This window comes from Pseudomonas sp. 13B_3.2_Bac1, assembly GCF_025466205.1.
Classification (GTDB): Bacteria; Pseudomonadota; Gammaproteobacteria; order Pseudomonadales; family Pseudomonadaceae; genus Aquipseudomonas; species Aquipseudomonas fluorescens_H.
Genome location: NZ_JANLOG010000070.1, coordinates 63,398 through 80,129, shown reverse-complemented (window position 1 = coordinate 80,129; position 16,732 = coordinate 63,398). Strand labels below are relative to the sequence as shown.

Genomic DNA, 16,732 nt, shown 5'->3' with positions numbered 1-16,732 from the left:
CGCGAAAGCGCTGTGTCATGCAACGATGATGTTGCTGACATAACCGCTTCGCGAGCAAGCCCGCTCCCACTTTTGTTTTTGTGTACCTGATGATCAGCCGATGCTGATCGCCGGCAACGTCGGCAAGGTCACGGTCTGTTGTTTACGCGGCGCCAGAATTTCGGCCTCGCCATCCACTACCAGTTCATCACGCTGGTTGAACACGCGAGTGGCGATGCGTACGCGAAACTTCGGCAGCTTCTCGAGGATTTCCAGGCGCACGGTCAGGGTGTCGCCAATTTTCACTGGCTTCTGAAAGCTCATCTGCTGACCGATGTAGATGGTGCCCGGCCCAGGCAGTTCGCACGCCACGGCAGCGCTGATCAGCGCACCGCTGAACATGCCGTGGGCGATACGCTCCTTGAACATGCTGGCCGCGGCGAACTCGGCATCCAGGTGCACCGGGTTGTGGTCGCCCGACATCGCGGCGAACAGCTGAATGTCGCGCTCTTCGACGGTCTTGCTATAGCTGGCGGTCTGGCCGACTTCGAGGGCTTCGTAAGGGATGTTGGTAACCTGGGTCATCGGTCTTGATTCCTGTGACGGATTAAAGTGAATCCACAAAAAATTATTCGCTGCGTTGAGGGCGACGATGGCTCAGCGCCTGGTCGATCCAGGCCAGCACATCGGCAATCACTTCGTCGCGATTGGTTTCATTGAACAATTCGTGCCGCGCCTGCGGGTAGATCTGCAGTTGCAGGTTCTGGCTGCCGGCCGAGCGCAACGCCTCGGCCAGATCTGTCAGACGCTTGCCTTCGCTTACCGGATCACATTCACCGCCGATTACCAGCAGCGGCAGGCCCGGGTCGATCTGGGCGAGATTGGACGCTTTGCTGATCTGCTGCAAGCCACCGAGCAAGTCGATCCATAACTGATTGGTGCAGCGAAAGCCGCACAGCGGATCGGCGACGTACTTGTCGACCTCGACCGGGTCGCGGCTCAGCCAGTCGAACGGCGTGCGCGCCGGTTTGAATTTTTTGTTGAACGAACCGAATGACAACCACTCGATCAGCGCACTGCGGCCCTTGCCACCCTGACGCAGTTTCTCGAAGCGGGCGATCTGCCGCGCCGCACCGTACAACGCCACTGGCTGGAAATTCGAGCCGCTGAGAATCGCCCCGTGCAGGCTGGCGCTGTGATGCAGCAGGTAACCCTGAGCGATGTAGCTGCCCATGCTGTGTCCGAGCAGAATGATCGGCACGTCGGGATGCTGCTGGCCGATATGCTGATTGAGGCTGGCCAGGTCGCCAATCACCTTGCACCAGCCGTCGTCATCGGCGAAATGCCCGAGCGTCCCGTGTTCGGCGGTTTTGCCATGGCCACGCAAGTCCGGGGCGTATACCCCGTAGCCTTGCTCGCAGAACGCATTCGCCAGTCGCTCGTAGCGAGCACTGTGTTCGGCCATGCCGTGGGCCAGCAGGATCACCGCTTTCAATGGTGCGGATGGCAGCCACTGGTTGACGTACAGGCGGCTGCGGTCACTCGCGTCCAGCCAGAAGGCGTGGTGGATCATGGCAATTCCTTTTATCGAGCGGTAACGGCCCGCAGTCGTAGCATTGTATAGCGCGTCCGATCAGCTCACGCCACGGCAGGAAGATTCATACGATCAATGTCGCCATCGCCCATATTTGCCTCACCGGCCATAGCTGCTAGTGTCCGTGAAGCTCCGCTTTTTGCTTTCTGCCCTTTAGGGGGCAGCGCGAAACCACAGAAAAGCGGCTCCCGGAACGATTCAGGTAAAGAGGACAAGAACAATGCAACCTGATTTCTGGAATGACAAACGCCCCGCCGGCGTACCACTGGACATCGACATGGGCGAGTTCAAGTCGGTGATCGAGGTGTTTGAGCGTTCCTGCAAGAAGTTCGCGGACCGTCCGGCCTTCAGCAACATGGGCGTGACCCTGACCTACGCGGAACTCGAGCGCCAAAGCGCGGCATTCGCCGGTTACCTGCAAGCCCACACCGATCTGGTGCCGGGGGATCGCATCGCGGTGCAGATGCCCAATGTGCTGCAGTATCCGATTGCCGTGTTTGGCGCCTTGCGCGCCGGGCTGATCGTAGTCAATACCAACCCGCTGTACACCGCGCGCGAGATGCGCCACCAGTTCAAGGACTCCGGTGCCCGCGCGCTGGTGTACCTGAACATGTTCGGGCAGAAGGTTCAGGAAGTGCTGCCGGACACCGAGATTCAATACCTGATCGAAGCGAAGATGGGCGACCTGATGCCCACCGCCAAGGGCTGGTTGGTCAACACCGTGGTCAGCAAAGTGAAGAAAATGGTCCCGGCCTATTCGCTGCCCCAGGCCATCTCGTTCAAGAGTGCGCTGCGCCTGGGCCGTGGTCTGGGGATCAAGCCGCTGAAAGTCGGTCTCGACGACATCGCCGTGTTGCAATACACCGGCGGCACCACCGGCCTGGCCAAGGGCGCGATGCTGACCCACGGCAACCTCGTGGCCAACATGCAGCAAGTGCGCGCGTGTCTTGCGCAACTGGGGCCTGACGGTCAGCCACTGCTGCGCGAAGGGCAGGAGGTGATGGTGGCGCCGCTGCCGCTGTACCACATCTATGCCTTCACCGCGAATTGCATGTGCATGATGGTGTCCGGCAACCACAACGTGCTGATCACCAATCCGCGAGACATCGCAGGCTTCATCAAGGAACTGAAGAACTGGCGTTTCTCGGCGTTGCTCGGCCTGAATACGTTGTTCGTCGCGCTGATGGATCACCCGGACTTCAAGCCCCTGGACTTCTCCAGCCTCAAGCTGACCAACTCCGGCGGTACTGCGCTGGTCAAGGCCACCGCCGAGCGCTGGGAGCAGATCACCGGTTGCCGCATCACCGAAGGTTACGGCCTGACCGAAACCTCGCCGGTGGCCTGCACCAACCCGTATGGCGACCAGTCGCGCCTGGGCACGGTCGGTCTGCCGGTGCCGGGTACGCTGCTGAAAGTCATCGATGATGAGGGCATCGAGCAGCCGATGGGCGAGCGCGGCGAGCTGTGCATCAAAGGCCCGCAGATCATGAAAGGCTACTGGCACAAACCCGAAGCCACCGCCGAAGTGCTGGATGCCGAGGGCTGGTTCAAATCCGGTGACATCGCGGTGATCGACCCGGACGGTTTCGTGCGCATCGTCGACCGTAAGAAGGACATGATCATCGTCTCCGGTTTCAACGTGTACCCCAACGAAATCGAAGACGTGGTCATGGCTCACCCGAAAGTCGCCAACTGCGCGGTGATCGGCGTGCCGGACGAGCGTTCGGGCGAAGCGGTGAAGCTGTTTGTGGTGGCGCGGGAAACCGGGATCAGCCTTGAGGAGCTGAAGGCGTACTGCAAAGAGAATTTCACCGCTTACAAAGTGCCGAAACACATCGTACTGCGTGAGTCGTTGCCGATGACGCCGGTTGGCAAGATTCTGCGGCGGGAGTTGCGCGATATCGCCTGATCGGTGAATGGCCGCGCGTTGCGCGGATCGCGGGCAAGCCACGCTCCCACAGGGATCTCCATCAACCTTGTGGGAGCGGGCTTGCCCGCGATGCTTTTTGGGCGGTGAAGTCCCGGAAAACCGGGGCTTTCAGGCTGGTATAGGATTTTTGCTCTAAAATGACTGTTAGAAAGTCTTGAGTCATTAAAGTGACCATGAAGGCCGCTTTTGGCTCTAGTCGGCCCTCGGCAAAGCTGCTACTCTCGGCGCGCTTTGTGACTTCTCGGCCTGTATGAAAGCCAGATTCACCAATACAAAACACACACCAATAATAATCGCATCAAATGCGGTGAAGAATTCGCGTTGCTGAGGAGTGGGCTTCCATGATCGAAGACTTTTGGAAGGATAAATACCCGGCTGGAATTGCTGCCGACATCAATCCAGACGAGTACCCGAATATTCAGGCAGTGTTGAAGCAATCCTGCCAACGCTTCGCCAACAAACCGGCTTTCAGCAACCTGGGCAAGACAATCACCTACGGTGAACTGTACGAATTGTCCGGTGCATTTGCCGCGTATCTGCAACAGCATACCGACTTGCAGCCCGGTGATCGAATCGCCGTGCAACTGCCCAACGTTCTGCAGTACCCGGTCGCCGTCTTCGGTGCGATCCGCGCCGGGCTGATCGTGGTCAACACCAACCCGCTGTACACCGCGCGGGAAATGGAACACCAATTCAATGACTCCGGCGCCAAAGCCCTGGTGTGCCTGGCCAACATGGCGCACCTGGCGGAAGCCGTGGTGCCGAAAACCGGCGTCAAACACGTCATCGTCACCGAAGTCGCCGACCTGCTGCCGCCGGTCAAGCGCCTGCTGATCAACAGCGTGATCAAGTACGTGAAGAAAATGGTGCCGGCCTATCACCTGCCTAAAGCCGTCAAGTTCAACGACGTGCTGAGCAAGGGCCAGGGCCAGCCGGTGGCCGAAGCCAATCCGCACAGCGGTGATGTCGCGGTTCTGCAATACACCGGCGGCACCACCGGCGTGGCCAAGGGCGCGATGCTGACCCATCGCAACCTCGTCGCCAACATGCTGCAGTGCAAGGCGCTGATGGGCTCCAACCTCAATGAAGGCTGCGAGATCCTGATCACCCCGCTGCCGCTGTACCACATCTATGCGTTCACCTTTCATTGCATGGCGATGATGCTGATCGGCAACCACAACATCCTGATCAGCAACCCGCGCGACCTGCCGGCGATGGTCAAGGAACTGTCGAAGTGGAAGTTCAGTGGTTTTGTCGGCCTCAATACGTTGTTCGTTGCGCTGTGCAACAACGAAGGTTTCCGCAAGCTGGATTTCTCCAACCTGAAAGTCACCCTGTCCGGCGGCATGGCCCTGCAACTGGCCGCGGCCGAGCGCTGGAAAGCGGTGACCGGTTGCTCGATCTGCGAAGGTTACGGCATGACCGAAACCAGTCCGGTGGCCACGGTCAACCCGATCCAGAACATCCAGATCGGCACCATCGGCATTCCGGTGCCGTCGACCCTGTGCAAAGTCATCGACGATGCCGGTGTCGAGCAGCCAATGGGCGAAATCGGCGAGCTGTGCGTCAAGGGCCCGCAAGTGATGAAGGGCTACTGGCAGCGTCAGGAAGCCACCGATGAGATCCTCGACAGCGAAGGCTGGTTGAAGACCGGTGACATCGCGCTGATCCAGCCCGATGGCTACATGCGCATTGTCGATCGCAAGAAAGACATGATCCTGGTCTCCGGTTTCAATGTTTACCCGAACGAGCTGGAAGACGTGCTGGCAACCCTGCCGGGCGTGTTGCAGTGCGCGGCCATCGGCGTGCCTGACGAGAAGTCGGGTGAAGCGATCAAGATTTTCATCGTGGCCAAGCCGGGTGTGACCCTGACCAAGGAAACCGTCATGGAGCACATGCGCGCCAACGTCACCGGTTACAAGGTGCCGCGTTCGGTGGAATTCCGCGATGCGCTGCCGACCACCAACGTCGGCAAGATCCTGCGCCGCGAGTTGCGTGACGAAGAGCTGAAGAAGATCAAGGCCAAGTCCGCCGCCTAAAGCAAAAAGCCCCGCCGATGCGGGGCTCTTCTTTGTGAAAAAGATCAAAAGATCGCAGCCTTCGGCAGCTCCTACAGAGTTCAATGTAGGAGCTGCCGAAGGCTGCGATCTTTTGCTTTATGCGGTTGTTACTGGCGGAACGGTGCGAAGTTCACGTTGGTCCCCGTCGGACGCATGTCCTGCAGGTACGAATCCTTGTCCGCACTCAATTCCAGGCTCAACGCGGCCTTGCGCTTGCCTTCGTTGCGAATCACCAGACCTTCGAGCTTTTCCCGCAGGAACACCGTCGGCACTTTCAGGTGCAGCAGTTCGTCGGTGGCCGGAGTGTGCATCAGCAGGTGAATCCACTCGTATTGACCGACGGCCAGGCGCGAGACCGGCAGGTCGAACCACCAGATGTTGCGGTTGCGGTTCAGTTCGGCGAAGTGACAGTTGTTGGTGCCGAGCACAGCGCCGCCCAGTTCCTGGTTGCGACGGGCAATGGCCTGCTTTTTATCGAGTTTCATAACATTCCTGCGGGATCTGATCGTTGGCGCGCGGCGCCCATAGGTGCGCATTCTCGGGGCTTGAAGGGCAAACATAAAGCCCAACCTGCATTGCACGACGAAATGAACAGCAAAAATAAATGAAACTCGTGGCAAACCTGCCCGGTCAATCATTACGTACTGACTTTTCCCCCTAATTGCACCAAGGAGAAACACCATGAGTAGCACAGGCGATAAAGTAAAAGGCATGGCCAACGAAGCTGTCGGCAACGTCAAGCAAGGCGTCGGTAAAGCCACCGACAACACCAAGCTGCAAGCCGAAGGCAAGGTTCAAGAGAAAAAAGGCGAAGCCCAGCAAGCAGTCGGCAAAGCCAAAGACGCCATCAAAAAAGGTGTCGACAAGGCGTAATCCAGCCTTGAACGCAACACACGAGCGGCCATCCAGGGATGGCCGTTCTTGTGTCAAAAGCTTGCGCGAGCCACCAAGGGTCGCCAAGTGAGCTACCTTGATGTAAAAAACCGCCCCTGAGTCGCCACGACTTCAACCTGTAATGCGGCGAAAGGAGACGCGAATGATTTTTCCGGACATGAAAGGTCTGCCACTGCACCGGGTGATGGTGCGCACGGTGACTGAATTCATCGATGACGAGATGTCGACCTACGCCTCGGCACTGGCTTACCAGATGCTGTTCTCGCTGTTCCCGTTCATTCTGTTCCTGATTGCCCTGATCGGTTTCCTGCACCTGCCGGACTTCTTCACCTGGCTGCGTCTGCAATCGGAACTGGTGCTGCCACCGCAGGCGCTGGAACAGGTCAACCCGGTCATCGATCAGTTGCAGCAGTCCAAGGGCGGCTTGCTCTCGATCGGTATCGTCATCGCCCTGTACACGGCATCTGCCGGCGTGCGGCTGATGATGAGCGCGATGAACGCCGCTTACGACGTGGTCGAGGGCCGGCCGATCTGGAAGCGTTTTCCGCTGTCGGTGTTCTACACCGTCGGCATTGCCGGCATGTTGCTGGTGGCGGCCGCACTGATGGTGCTCGGGCCGCAAGTGATGGGCTGGATTGCCGCGCAGGTGGGCCTTGAAGATTTCATTGTCACGGTGTGGACGATTGCCCGCTGGCCAGTGATCGTGATTCTTATGATGGTCGCCGTGGCCCTGATCTACTACGTGATGCCCGACGTCAAACAGGAATTCCGCTTCATCACCCCAGGCTCGGTGCTGGCGGTGGTGGTGTGGATCGTGGCCTCGTTGGGGTTCGCGTTCTACGTCAAAACCTTCGCCAACTACAACGCGATGTATGGCAGCATCGGCGCGATCATCGTGCTGTTGCTGTATTTCTATATTTCCGCCGCCGTGCTGCTGCTTGGGGCGGAGATGAACGCGGTGATCGAACACATGTCCAGCGAGGGCAAGAACGAGGGCGAGAAAGTCCCCGGCGAACTCGATGAACATCCCAAACAACACGTTTCAGGGCTTGGGCGCGACCAGTCGCTGAAACCGAATACCGACGAAGTCTGATCATGATCCGTGAAATCCTGAAAATGGGCGATGAACGCCTGCTGCGCATCGCTCCGCCGGTGCCCCCGGAAATGTTCGACAGCCCCGAGCTGTGGCAACTGATCGATGACATGTTCCAGACCATGGAAAGTGTCGGAGGCGTCGGCCTGGCCGCGCCGCAGATCGGCGTCGACCTGCAACTGGTGATCTTCGGTTTCGAGCACAGCGAACGCTACCCGGACGCCGAAGCGGTGCCGCAGACGATCCTGATCAATCCGCTGATCACCCCGTTGAATACGCTGACCGAAGAGGGCTTCGAAGGCTGCCTGTCGGTGCCCGGCCTGCGCGGCGCGGTGGATCGTTATCAGCAGATACGCTACGAAGGCTTTGATCCCAAAGGCGAGCCGATCGTGCGCGTGGCGTCAGGCTTTCATGCGCGGGTGGTGCAGCACGAGTGCGATCACCTGATCGGTCGGTTGTATCCGTCGCGGATTACCGATTTCAGCAAGTTCGGCTTTACCGAGGTAATGTTCCCGGATCTCGATCCCACAGCCGACGACTGATCCTGAGAACACCTCTATCCCAATGTGGGAGCGGGCTTGCTCGCGAAGGCGTCGTATCAGTCAATTGATGCAGCGACTGACACGACGCCTTCGCGAGCAAGCCCGCTCCCACAAGGGTATCTGTGATCTCAGATTGAATGCGGTGTCAGCCCCATCGCAATCATCGGCTTGCTCCGCGCATACCGGCTCAAGCGTTCGGCCAGTGCGAAGGGCAGGGCGGGATCGAAACTGAAACCGCGCCGCTCGTAAAATCCGCGCAAGTCCGGATGACAGAACAGCCACACCGGCTCCTGCAAATCCTTCACCGCCGCCGTGATCAACTCTCCGGCGATCCCTTGCTCACGGCAACCCGGATCAACAAACAACCCGGTCAACCAGTACCCGCCCGCCACCGGCCGCAAGCACAATGCGGCGACGATGTCCTCGCGACGGGCCACCCACAACTGCGCATCGCGCACCGCCTTCATCGACGATTGGTGGCTGCGGTAAAACTTGTTCATCAACGGCCACAAAGGCTCGTCGAGCAGGACGTAGCGGGTATCGGGCATGGGATCGGACTGGCGGCGGGCAAAGCGCCGATTATAAAAGAACGCGCGCCGCGCGATAGGTGTATACCTGAGCCTACATCCCTGTGAGTGGAGTACGCATCATGTCCAAAGGTATGGATTCAAAGAAAGCCGCGAAGAAGAAACCGGTGAAGACGGCGATTGAAAAGCGTGCAGAGAAGAAAGCCAAGAAGGTCGATATTTTCGGTCATTGATCCCGTCCTTCGGGAGCCCGCCCGCCGGGCTCCCGTTTCAACGCAAAAATAATCTGCAAGATTGCTCGGCTTCGTTGCACAGAAGGGGAAGATTCCCGTTCCGAGCCACGCCATGCCGAATTACTTCGACGCCGACCATCGCCAGCAGATCGAAACCCTGCGCCAGCGCTTCACCGCCCGCACCGAGTGGCCAACGTGGCTACTGTTGATCGGCGTGTATGGCGGCTGGTTCACCATCATCCTCAATAGCGCCTGGCTGGGTCGCGGCTTGAGCACCTTGTTGCTGATTCCGTTGCTGGTGCTGTGGCTGTCGGTTCAGCATGAATTGCTGCATGGGCATCCGACCCGCTCGGTGCGGTTCAACAAAATCCTCGGCTACGCACCCTTTGCGGTGTGGTATCCGTACACGCTCTACCGCGACAGCCATCTGCTGCATCACCGCGATGAAGACCTGACCGTGCCCGGCATTGATCCGGAAAGTCGCTACCTCACGGCAGCACGCTGGCAGGGCAGTTCGCTGTTTGAACGCAGCCTGCACTGGCTGAATAAAACCGTAATCGGCCGCTTCATCATTGGTGCTCCGCTGGGATTGATTGCGCTGGCCGCCGAAGAACTGCAACGGCTGAAAAACCGCGAGCGTCAGGCCTGGCTCATGTGGCTGACCCACGGAGCCATGACTGTACTGATGCTGTGGTTCATCGCCCGCTACAGCGTGCTGCCGGTCTGGCATTACCTGTTGCTGATCAGCGTACCGGCACTGTCGATCGCGATGATCCGCTCCTACTATGAACACCGTCCGCATGCACAACCGGAACAGCGCACGGTGCTCAACGAGGCTGGCTGGCCGTGGCGCTGGCTGTTTCTGAATCTGAATTTTCATCTGGTGCATCACGACCTGCCGGGGCTGGCGTGGTATGACTTGCCCCAGGCCTACCGCATGCGCCGCGAGCAATGGGTGGCGCGCAGTGGCGGATTTCTGGTGCAGGGTTATGGGCAGTTGTGGCGGCAGCACGGGTTCAGACCGATCGACAGTCCGCAGCATCCTTTCCACTAATCTCAAGAACACCACAAAACCCCTGTGGGAGCGGGCTTGCTCGCGAATGCGGTAGAACAGTGACATGTCTGGTGTCTGACACACCGCTTTCGCGAGCAAGTCGAATCGTCGCACCGCCGCTCCCACAGGGGTAAGTATTTGCAGGGAAATAACGTGTATGACCCAACACCATCTCGAACTGCTGATGTACACCGCCCCCGAGCCCATCCGCGCGGCCAATGAACGCTGGATCACCCGCATCCTCGAACACCTCGGCCACTCCCGCTTGAACGCCGCAAGCCTGTCGCTCCCAGCGCTGTGGTTATCGCCTGATCTGCTGCTGACCCAGACTTGCGGCTATCCGCTGATGACCCTGCTGCGCGGTCAAGTACGCATCGTCGGTCGCCCGCGCTACGAATTGCCCGACGCCACTGCCGGCAATCATTGCAGCCTGATTCTCAGCCGTGCTGACGATTCGCGCGAAACCCTGGCGGACTTTCGCGGCAGTCGCGGGGTGATCAACAGTGACGACTCCAACAGCGGCATGAACCTGTTGCGTCAGCGCCTGGCGCCGCTGCAGCGCGACGGGCAGTTTTTCGCCTCGGTCGGCATCAGTGGCGCGCACCGCGAGAGTCTGCGTTGGGTGCGTGAGGGGCGCGCTGATCTGGCGGCGATCGACAGCGTGACCTATGCGTACCTCGCTCGGCATGCGCCTGAAGAAGTCACTGGATTGCGGGTGGTGGCACGCACTGCGCTCAGTCCGACCTTGCCTTTTATCACCGCCGCGACTGCCACTGATGAGCAGATCGAAAAATTGCGCCGGGTGATGAATCAAGCTTTGCATGAACTGCCGGATGTTGTGCAGACATTGGGGCTGCCTGAGGTGCTGGCGGCCAGCGAAAGCGATTATCAGGTCGTGCTCGACTATCAGCGTGAGGCTGAACAGTTGGGCTATGGCCGCTTGCGTTGAAAGATCGCATATCTCCAAAAAGAATATAAAAATGAAATATAAATATTATTAATGCATAAGGCGCCTTGCTAGGATCGCGCCACCGGATCACCGGACATTCAGCGACCCTTACCCAGGAGCCCTTATGTCCGGCGCCGACACCGCTCACCGCTATCATCTCGACGCTCTGTTCCGCGCCCATTACCGCTGGCTGTGCACGTACCTGCGCCGACAGCTGCACGACGCCGCAGGCGCGGAAGACATCGCTGCCGAAACCTTCGCGCAATTGCTTCAGGCGCCCAGTGTCACGGCGATTCGTGAACCCCGCGCCATGCTCACCACGATTGCTCAGCGCTTGCTTTATCAGCGCTGGCGCCGGGCGGATCTGGAGCGCCGGCATGCGCAGCAGATCGACGTCGAGGTCGCGCGCTCGCCTGAAGAAATCGCCCAACTGAGCCAGACCCTCAAGCGCCTCGATCACAGCCTGCAACGCCTGCCGGGCAAAGTCCGCTCGACCTTTCTGCTGGCGCGGATCGATGGCCTGACCTACCCGCAAATCGCCGCCGAACTGGGCATCTCGCAACGTTCGGTCAGCGTTTACATGACCCGCTCCCAGGCCCTGTGCGACCGCCACAGCGCCAACCAAATCCTGACAGACAAGAGGTCCGCATGAGATCGATCAAAACCCTGCTCGGCCGTTCGTTACTGGCGCTGAGCCTGAGCGTCGGCGCTGTTTCGGCGGCGGAAAAAACCGCACCGATCCACTTCGGTGACATCACTTGGGAGAGCGGCAGTTTCATCACCGAAGTGCTGCGCCTGATCGTCGAAAAAGGCTACGGCTACCCCACCGATACGCTGCCGGGCAGCACCGTCAGCCTCGAAGCGGCGTTGGCGAAAAACGATATTCAGGTGATCGGCGAGGAATGGGCCGGGCGCAGTCCGGCGTGGGTCAAGGCGGCCAATGAAGGCAAGGTCTTCGGCCTCGGCGATACGGTCAAAGGCGCGACCGAGGGCTGGTGGGTGCCGGAATACGTGATCAAGGGCGATCCGGAACGCGGAATCAAACCGTTGGCCCCGGAGCTGAAATCGGTGGCCGATCTGCCGCGCTACAAGGACGTGTTCCGCGACCCTGAAGACCCGAGCCGCGGACGTTTCCTCAACAGCCCGACCGGCTGGACTTCGGAGATCGTCAACAGCCAGAAACTCAAGGCCTATGCGCTGACCGACAGCTACGTCAACTTCCGCACCGGCTCCGGCGCGGCGCTGGATGCCGAGGTGGCGTCGTCGATCAAACGCGGCAAACCGGTGCTGTTCTACTACTGGTCGCCGACACCGCTGCTCGGTCGATTCAAACTGGTGAAGCTCGAAGAGCCGCCGTTCGATGCCGAAGCCTGGAAGACCCTGGCCGATGCCAACAACCCGAATCCAAAGGGCACCCGCTCGATGCCCGCAAGCCTGGCGATTGGCGTGTCGGCACCGTTCAAGGCGCAGTATCCGGAACTGGTGTCGTTCTTCGAGAAAGTCGATTTACCGATCGATCTGCTGAACCAGACCCTGGCCGGAATGAGCGAAAAGCGCCAGCCACCGCGGCAGGTTGCCGAAGCGTTTTTGCGTGATCAGCCGCAGGTGTGGAAGGCGTGGGTGCCGGGGGAGGTGGCGAGCAAGGTGACGGCGGGGCTTTGAGTTTCTGCCGGTTGATCTGCGTTGTTTGAACGGACGCCTTCGCGAGCAAGCTCGCTCCCACACTGGGTCTGTGGCTTGCCCGAATCCAGTGTGGGAGCGAGCTTGCTCGCGAATGATCTAAAGACCTACACCGCTTCCGCCGCCAGCGCCGCCACCACGGTAGGTCGCCGCTCAATCCGCGCCTGAAACCGCGCCAGCGCCGGCCACTGCCCCAACTCGATCCCGAACAACCCGGCCCAGCGCAACACCACAAACAACAACGCATCCGCGACGCTAAAACCGCTCGGCAGCAGATACTCCTGCCGCTCCAGCACCGCGACCAATACGGCAAAACGCTTGAACAACTTCTCCTTGATCGGTTCGGCCGGCAGACGCTCATCAAACAGCGCGCCGAAGCCGCCGTGGATCTCGCTCGAAATGAAATTCAACCACTCCTGCAAACGCAGCCGTTCAAAACTGCCGGGCGCCGGAGCCAGCCATGATTGCGGTTGCAGATCCGCCAGATACTGCAGGATCACCGCCCCCTCGGTCAGTACCGCGCCGTTGTCCAGTTGCAGTGCCGCGACGTAACCCTTGGGGTTGATCGCAAGAAAGTCTTCGCCGCTGGCCGTGCGCTTGCTGCGGTTGTCGACGCGGATCAGCACGAAGGGCAGGTTCAGTTCGCGCAACACAATGTGCGGCGCCAGCGAACAGGCTTGCGGGGCGTAATACAGCTTCATCGGCAGTTCTCTGGTAGGGATTTGGCGCCAGTGTCATAGTGCGCCGCACCCTCGGTAAAATTAATCTTTCAGAAACCTGCCATAAGGACAGCTACTGGCATGATGAACCTGATGCATTGGCGGCTGGTGGTCGCCGTCGCCGATCACGGCAACATCACCCGCGCGGCCGAGCGGGTCGGCATGACCCAGTCCGGCGCCAGCCAGGCTTTGGCGCTGATGGAGGAAACCCTCGGCGTGCAGCTGTTCAGCCGCGAGAGCCGACAGACCTTGCCCACCGCCATCGGTCTGCCGGTGATCGAACAGGCGCGGCTGATGCTCGGTGCACTGGAGACTATTCGCCAGACTGTCGACAGCGTTCTCCCGATGCTGCGCGGGACGATTCGTCTGGCGAGTTTCCCCATGGTGCTGGCGAGTTTTCTGCCGCCGCTGCTGCGCCAGTTCAATCGGCTGTATCCGGGGATCGAAGTGGTGGCGCTGGAGGTCAGCGACGATGAGGTCGAAACCCTGCTCGCGGCCGGTCTGGTGGATGTTGGCGTGGTGCTCAACCCCGCACCCGAGCGTAACGCCGGGCCATTGGGTCGGGATGAATGGGTAGTGGTGGTGCCGGCAGGGCATCCGCTGGGGCTGCGAGGAACCGAGCAGGGCGTCAGCCTGCAAGAACTGACGGCGCTGCCCTTTGTGCTGGCCACCGGCGGTTGCTCGACCAACGCCCGCAGCCTCGCCGCCGAAGCCGGGTTGCAGTTGCAGGACGTGCGGGTCGAGGTGCGCGAATGGAGCAGCGCCTTCACGTTGGTGCGGGAAAACCTCGGCGTGACCCTGGTGCCGGAAATGACCTTGCCGGCCGAGCGCCAGGGCTTGCGCGTGATTGCCTTGCAGCCACGTATCGAACGGGTCTTTTCGCTGGTGCTGCCTGCGGGGCAGACGCCGCCAGCGGCGGTGCAGGCGTTGCTGGATCTGGTGGTGGAGACGGCAGTCGCGACAGCTCGCTGAACCGTTTCTTGTGCAAAAAGTGCCAGATACTGGCCGACTAGTGGCCTTGCGCACGGCATGGCGCTGGCTATGCTAGCTGTAACTAACTATGTCGACCGTCATCGGTTAGCCGTGATTTCAACGCTGCCAGAGTGCGCAACCCAAGGCACCGGACACTGAACCAACAAGGAGCAAGTTGTACATGGAAGTTTTCTGCACGTTAGGGCTGGCCCGCTGCTGGGCTATCAAGAGAAGGATGTCTTGATTAGAGCGTCGCGGCATGGACACTCCGATTGAACATCATTTATCACCTGACAACTTCCTCCCGTGGAGGAATGCGTGTGCCTGTTCTGTGGAACGTAGTGGTGGATTCTGAAAGACCTGACTTTCATCAAATCAAAAGACCGCGCGGAAGGTGATACAACCATGTTCAACCTACATCACAAGGCTGACCTGCAGGAAATCGAGCGTTTCAGCTGCGCCTTGACCGAAGCCAACGCCAAGCTCGAAGCGATCAGCCGTTCGATGGCGATGATCGAATTTACCCCCGAAGGCATTGTTCTGGATGCCAACGAAAACTTCTGCAAGACCATGGGTTACAGCGCCGAGGAAGTGCGCGGCAAACATCATCGGATCTTTTGTGAAGAAGCGTTTTACCGCAGCGAGGAATACGCAAAGTTGTGGCGCGACCTGGCCCGGGGTGAACCGATCAGCGGCACGTTCCTGCGCTTGAACAAGAGCGGCAGGGAAATCTGGCTCGAAGCCAGTTACATGCCGGTTTATGGCCCCGACAAACAGGTTCGAAGTGTGATCAAGGTGGCCTCGGACATCACCGCCCGGGTCAACAAAGAGCATGAAGAAGAAAGCATGCTGGCGGCGATCAGTCGTTCGATGGCGGTGATCGAGTTCACCCCGGACGGCAACGTGATTACCGCCAATGACAACTTTCTGAAAACCATGCAGTACTCGCTCAACGAAATCGTTGGTCATCACCACAGTATGTTCTGCCACCGTGCCGAATCCGAGTCGGCGCAATACAAGGCATTCTGGGCGTCGCTCAATCGCGGCGAATATCACTCGCACCGTTTCGAACGCAAGAACAAGTCCGGGCAGATGGTTTATCTCGAAGCCTCGTACAACCCGCTGTTCGACACCAAGGGCCGTTTGTACAAAGTGGTGAAGTTCGCCAGCGACATCACCCAGCAGATGACTACCTTGCAGAACGCCGCGGAATCGGCCCACAGCACTTCGGTACAAAACGACGCCTGTGCGCAAAAAGGCTCACAGGTGGTGCAGCAAACCGTGCAGATCATTCAGGACATTTCCCGCGACCTCAACGAAGCGGCGCTGAGCATCGATGCGGTGAGCAAACAGTCGGACATCATCGGCAGCATCGTCCAGACCATTCGCGGGATCGCCGATCAGACCAACCTGCTGGCGCTCAACGCCGCGATCGAAGCGGCCCGGGCCGGTGAGCACGGGCGTGGGTTTGCGGTGGTGGCGGATGAGGTGCGCAGCCTCGCGGCACGCACCAGTCAGGCGACCCTGGAGATTGTCGAAGTGGTGCGCAAAAACCATGACCTGTCGCTGAGTGCGGTGTCGAGCATGCAGTCGAGCCTGAGCCGCACCGGGCTGGGTGTGGAGCTGGCGAATGAGGCGGGGGAGGTGATTCTGGAGATTCAGCAGGGATCACGGCATGTGGTGGATGCGATCAGCCAGTTCAACGATACGTTGCAACTGAACTGACACCCATCAACAACTGTAGGAGTGAGCCTGCTCGCGATTGCGGTGCGTCAGTCACTGGATAAGTAACTGATGTATCGCTATCGCGAGCAGGCTCACTCCTACATTGGTTTCTAAGCAACTTTCAGATCACAGCGAAGCGAGAAACTTGTTCGCCAGTTTGTCGCTGTCCTTGACGTCATTGACGTTGTCTTTCTCCGACTGCGCCAGTTTCATCTTGTCCTGCAGGCGCTCGGCGATCTCCTTGCCGATGGCCTGCTGCTTCTCCGGCGGCATGGCTTTGATGTCGTCTTCGGTGAGGCCCATGCTCTGAAGGACACTGTCACGCAGACGCTGTTCCGGCGACTTGCTCATGTAGTCCTTGAACGCGTCGGTGGCCGAGGTGCCGGTAGTGCTGCCGGCAGCCGTGGCGTCGGTGGTTTGCAGGCCGACGCGGGTCTTGGCGAAGGCTTCGTCGACGTTATCGCTGATGCGCGTGGCGGCGGCCACTTGCTGAGAGGCGATCTGCGTGGCCGAATCCTGGACCGTTGACGTCGCATCGGTGGCTTGCGACTGGGTCTGATTCTGCAGCGATTGCAGCATGGCGCCGTGCAGGCCGCTTTGCAGACCGGCAGCGGCGGTCGTGGTCGCGTCTTCCGCCAGCCGCTTGGGCAGGTGGATGAGCTGCTGCTGTTTGGCACTGACCAACATCATGATGGAGACCTTTGGATAATTGCTGACGGTCGTATCCGAGCAATTACCGTGCCTTTGCAGCAAATTCCGCTATTTCAATGAGTTGCTGCTC

17 protein-coding genes and 1 pseudogene are annotated in these 16,732 nt (G+C 59.5%); 12 read left to right on the top strand and 6 right to left on the bottom strand.

Annotated features, from left to right (window positions below; translation table 11 throughout):
* Positions 1-93: 93 nt before the first annotated feature.
* Both NTD85_RS10860 and NTD85_RS10855 read right to left on the bottom strand, forming a co-directional pair.
* On the bottom strand, positions 94-564 hold the full coding sequence (locus tag NTD85_RS10860; RefSeq protein WP_003227420.1) for a MaoC family dehydratase: 471 nt from the start codon (positions 562-564) through the stop codon (positions 94-96).
* 43 nt (positions 565-607) lie between these two features.
* Positions 608-1,552 (bottom strand): alpha/beta hydrolase, encoded by a 945-nt coding sequence (locus NTD85_RS10855; RefSeq protein WP_262142132.1) that lies wholly within the window; start codon positions 1,550-1,552, stop codon positions 608-610.
* Between the two features lie 241 nt (positions 1,553-1,793).
* Between NTD85_RS10855 and fadD2 the strand changes: the two genes are divergently transcribed.
* Both fadD2 and fadD1 read left to right on the top strand, forming a co-directional pair.
* On the top strand, positions 1,794-3,482 hold the full coding sequence (gene fadD2 / locus NTD85_RS10850) for a long-chain-fatty-acid--CoA ligase FadD2 (protein WP_262142131.1): 1,689 nt from the start codon (positions 1,794-1,796) through the stop codon (positions 3,480-3,482).
* Positions 3,483-3,844: 362 nt separating this feature from the next.
* On the top strand, positions 3,845-5,542 hold the full coding sequence (gene fadD1 / locus NTD85_RS10845) for a long-chain-fatty-acid--CoA ligase FadD1 (protein WP_226499555.1): 1,698 nt from the start codon (positions 3,845-3,847) through the stop codon (positions 5,540-5,542).
* 128 nt (positions 5,543-5,670) lie between these two features.
* Here fadD1 and NTD85_RS10840 read toward each other — a convergent pair whose 3' ends face one another.
* Positions 5,671-6,048: a hypothetical protein gene (locus tag NTD85_RS10840; protein WP_003227412.1), complete on the bottom strand. Its 378-nt coding sequence runs from the start codon at positions 6,046-6,048 to the stop codon at positions 5,671-5,673.
* A gap of 196 nt (positions 6,049-6,244) precedes the next feature.
* Between NTD85_RS10840 and NTD85_RS10835 the strand changes: the two genes are divergently transcribed.
* The 3 genes from NTD85_RS10835 (at position 6,245) to def (ending at position 8,092) form a co-directional block, all read left to right on the top strand.
* Positions 6,245-6,436 (top strand): CsbD family protein, encoded by a 192-nt coding sequence (locus NTD85_RS10835; RefSeq protein WP_003227408.1) that lies wholly within the window; start codon positions 6,245-6,247, stop codon positions 6,434-6,436.
* A 163-nt stretch (positions 6,437-6,599) separates the two neighbouring features.
* A complete protein-coding gene (locus NTD85_RS10830; protein ID WP_003227406.1) occupies positions 6,600-7,550 on the top strand; it encodes a YihY/virulence factor BrkB family protein in 951 nt (316 codons plus the stop codon).
* Between the two features lie 2 nt (positions 7,551-7,552).
* Positions 7,553-8,092, top strand: a complete 540-nt coding sequence (gene def, locus NTD85_RS10825; protein ID WP_262142130.1) for a peptide deformylase — start codon at positions 7,553-7,555, stop codon at positions 8,090-8,092.
* A gap of 128 nt (positions 8,093-8,220) precedes the next feature.
* Here def and NTD85_RS10820 read toward each other — a convergent pair whose 3' ends face one another.
* Positions 8,221-8,640 (bottom strand): GNAT family N-acetyltransferase, encoded by a 420-nt coding sequence (locus tag NTD85_RS10820; RefSeq protein WP_262142129.1) that lies wholly within the window; start codon positions 8,638-8,640, stop codon positions 8,221-8,223.
* A 324-nt stretch (positions 8,641-8,964) separates the two neighbouring features.
* Here NTD85_RS10820 and NTD85_RS10815 point away from each other — a divergent pair, with 324 nt between their 5' ends.
* The 4 genes from NTD85_RS10815 to NTD85_RS10800 all read left to right on the top strand — a co-directional run bounded on the left by NTD85_RS10815 (position 8,965) and on the right by NTD85_RS10800 (position 12,517).
* Positions 8,965-9,906: a fatty acid desaturase gene (locus tag NTD85_RS10815; RefSeq protein WP_003227397.1), complete on the top strand. Its 942-nt coding sequence runs from the start codon at positions 8,965-8,967 to the stop codon at positions 9,904-9,906.
* 157 nt (positions 9,907-10,063) lie between these two features.
* Positions 10,064-10,855, top strand: a complete 792-nt coding sequence (locus NTD85_RS10810; RefSeq protein ID WP_262142128.1) for a phosphate/phosphite/phosphonate ABC transporter substrate-binding protein — start codon at positions 10,064-10,066, stop codon at positions 10,853-10,855.
* A gap of 124 nt (positions 10,856-10,979) precedes the next feature.
* Positions 10,980-11,507: a sigma-70 family RNA polymerase sigma factor gene (locus NTD85_RS10805; RefSeq protein ID WP_262142127.1), complete on the top strand. Its 528-nt coding sequence runs from the start codon at positions 10,980-10,982 to the stop codon at positions 11,505-11,507.
* Positions 11,504-12,517, top strand: a complete 1,014-nt coding sequence (locus tag NTD85_RS10800; RefSeq protein ID WP_003227391.1) for an ABC transporter substrate-binding protein — start codon at positions 11,504-11,506, stop codon at positions 12,515-12,517. Before NTD85_RS10805 ends, NTD85_RS10800 begins: the two co-directional genes overlap by 4 nt.
* Positions 12,518-12,642: 125 nt before the next feature.
* On the opposite strand, the gene gstA is transcribed toward NTD85_RS10800, so the two are convergent.
* Complete coding sequence (gstA, locus tag NTD85_RS10795; RefSeq protein WP_262142126.1) at positions 12,643-13,236, bottom strand: glutathione transferase GstA; 594 nt, start codon at positions 13,234-13,236, stop codon at positions 12,643-12,645.
* A gap of 99 nt (positions 13,237-13,335) precedes the next feature.
* Here gstA and NTD85_RS10790 point away from each other — a divergent pair, with 99 nt between their 5' ends.
* The 3 genes and pseudogenes from NTD85_RS10790 to NTD85_RS27745 all read left to right on the top strand — a co-directional run bounded on the left by NTD85_RS10790 (position 13,336) and on the right by NTD85_RS27745 (position 15,951).
* Positions 13,336-14,226 carry a LysR family transcriptional regulator gene (locus NTD85_RS10790; protein WP_262142125.1) on the top strand — a complete coding sequence of 297 codons (891 nt, stop codon included), beginning with the start codon at positions 13,336-13,338 and terminating at the stop codon, positions 14,224-14,226.
* Between the two features lie 405 nt (positions 14,227-14,631).
* A pseudogene (locus NTD85_RS27750) lies at positions 14,632-15,408 on the top strand (PAS domain-containing protein); the annotation flags it as partial.
* A gap of 3 nt (positions 15,409-15,411) precedes the next feature.
* Entirely contained in the window at positions 15,412-15,951 is a 540-nt protein-coding gene (locus tag NTD85_RS27745) for a methyl-accepting chemotaxis protein (protein WP_400497918.1), read from the top strand.
* A 126-nt stretch (positions 15,952-16,077) separates the two neighbouring features.
* Here NTD85_RS27745 and NTD85_RS10780 read toward each other — a convergent pair whose 3' ends face one another.
* Positions 16,078-16,638 carry a hypothetical protein gene (locus NTD85_RS10780; protein ID WP_262142150.1) on the bottom strand — a complete coding sequence of 187 codons (561 nt, stop codon included), beginning with the start codon at positions 16,636-16,638 and terminating at the stop codon, positions 16,078-16,080.
* Positions 16,639-16,732 lie beyond the last annotated feature (94 nt).

Excerpts from the sequence above, each read along its gene's own strand:
- NTD85_RS10835 (WP_003227408.1), top strand. The coding sequence starts at position 6,245 with ATGAGTAGCACAGGCGATAAAGTAAAAGGCATGGCCAACGAAGCTGTC.
- gstA (WP_262142126.1), bottom strand. The coding sequence starts at position 13,236 with ATGAAGCTGTATTACGCCCCGCAAGCCTGTTCGCTGGCGCCGCACATT.
- fadD1 (WP_226499555.1), top strand. The coding sequence starts at position 3,845 with ATGATCGAAGACTTTTGGAAGGATAAATACCCGGCTGGAATTGCTGCC.
- NTD85_RS10830 (WP_003227406.1), top strand. The coding sequence starts at position 6,600 with ATGATTTTTCCGGACATGAAAGGTCTGCCACTGCACCGGGTGATGGTG.
- NTD85_RS10840 (WP_003227412.1), bottom strand. The coding sequence starts at position 6,048 with ATGAAACTCGATAAAAAGCAGGCCATTGCCCGTCGCAACCAGGAACTG.
- NTD85_RS10820 (WP_262142129.1), bottom strand. The coding sequence starts at position 8,640 with ATGCCCGATACCCGCTACGTCCTGCTCGACGAGCCTTTGTGGCCGTTG.
- NTD85_RS10860 (WP_003227420.1), bottom strand. The coding sequence starts at position 564 with ATGACCCAGGTTACCAACATCCCTTACGAAGCCCTCGAAGTCGGCCAG.
- NTD85_RS10810 (WP_262142128.1), top strand. The coding sequence starts at position 10,064 with ATGACCCAACACCATCTCGAACTGCTGATGTACACCGCCCCCGAGCCC.
- NTD85_RS10790 (WP_262142125.1), top strand. The coding sequence starts at position 13,336 with ATGATGAACCTGATGCATTGGCGGCTGGTGGTCGCCGTCGCCGATCAC.
- NTD85_RS10815 (WP_003227397.1), top strand. The coding sequence starts at position 8,965 with ATGCCGAATTACTTCGACGCCGACCATCGCCAGCAGATCGAAACCCTG.
- NTD85_RS10800 (WP_003227391.1), top strand. The coding sequence starts at position 11,504 with ATGAGATCGATCAAAACCCTGCTCGGCCGTTCGTTACTGGCGCTGAGC.
- NTD85_RS10780 (WP_262142150.1), bottom strand. The coding sequence starts at position 16,638 with ATGTTGGTCAGTGCCAAACAGCAGCAGCTCATCCACCTGCCCAAGCGG.
- fadD2 (WP_262142131.1), top strand. The coding sequence starts at position 1,794 with ATGCAACCTGATTTCTGGAATGACAAACGCCCCGCCGGCGTACCACTG.
- NTD85_RS10855 (WP_262142132.1), bottom strand. The coding sequence starts at position 1,552 with ATGATCCACCACGCCTTCTGGCTGGACGCGAGTGACCGCAGCCGCCTG.
- NTD85_RS10805 (WP_262142127.1), top strand. The coding sequence starts at position 10,980 with ATGTCCGGCGCCGACACCGCTCACCGCTATCATCTCGACGCTCTGTTC.
- NTD85_RS27745 (WP_400497918.1), top strand. The coding sequence starts at position 15,412 with ATGACTACCTTGCAGAACGCCGCGGAATCGGCCCACAGCACTTCGGTA.
- def (WP_262142130.1), top strand. The coding sequence starts at position 7,553 with ATGATCCGTGAAATCCTGAAAATGGGCGATGAACGCCTGCTGCGCATC.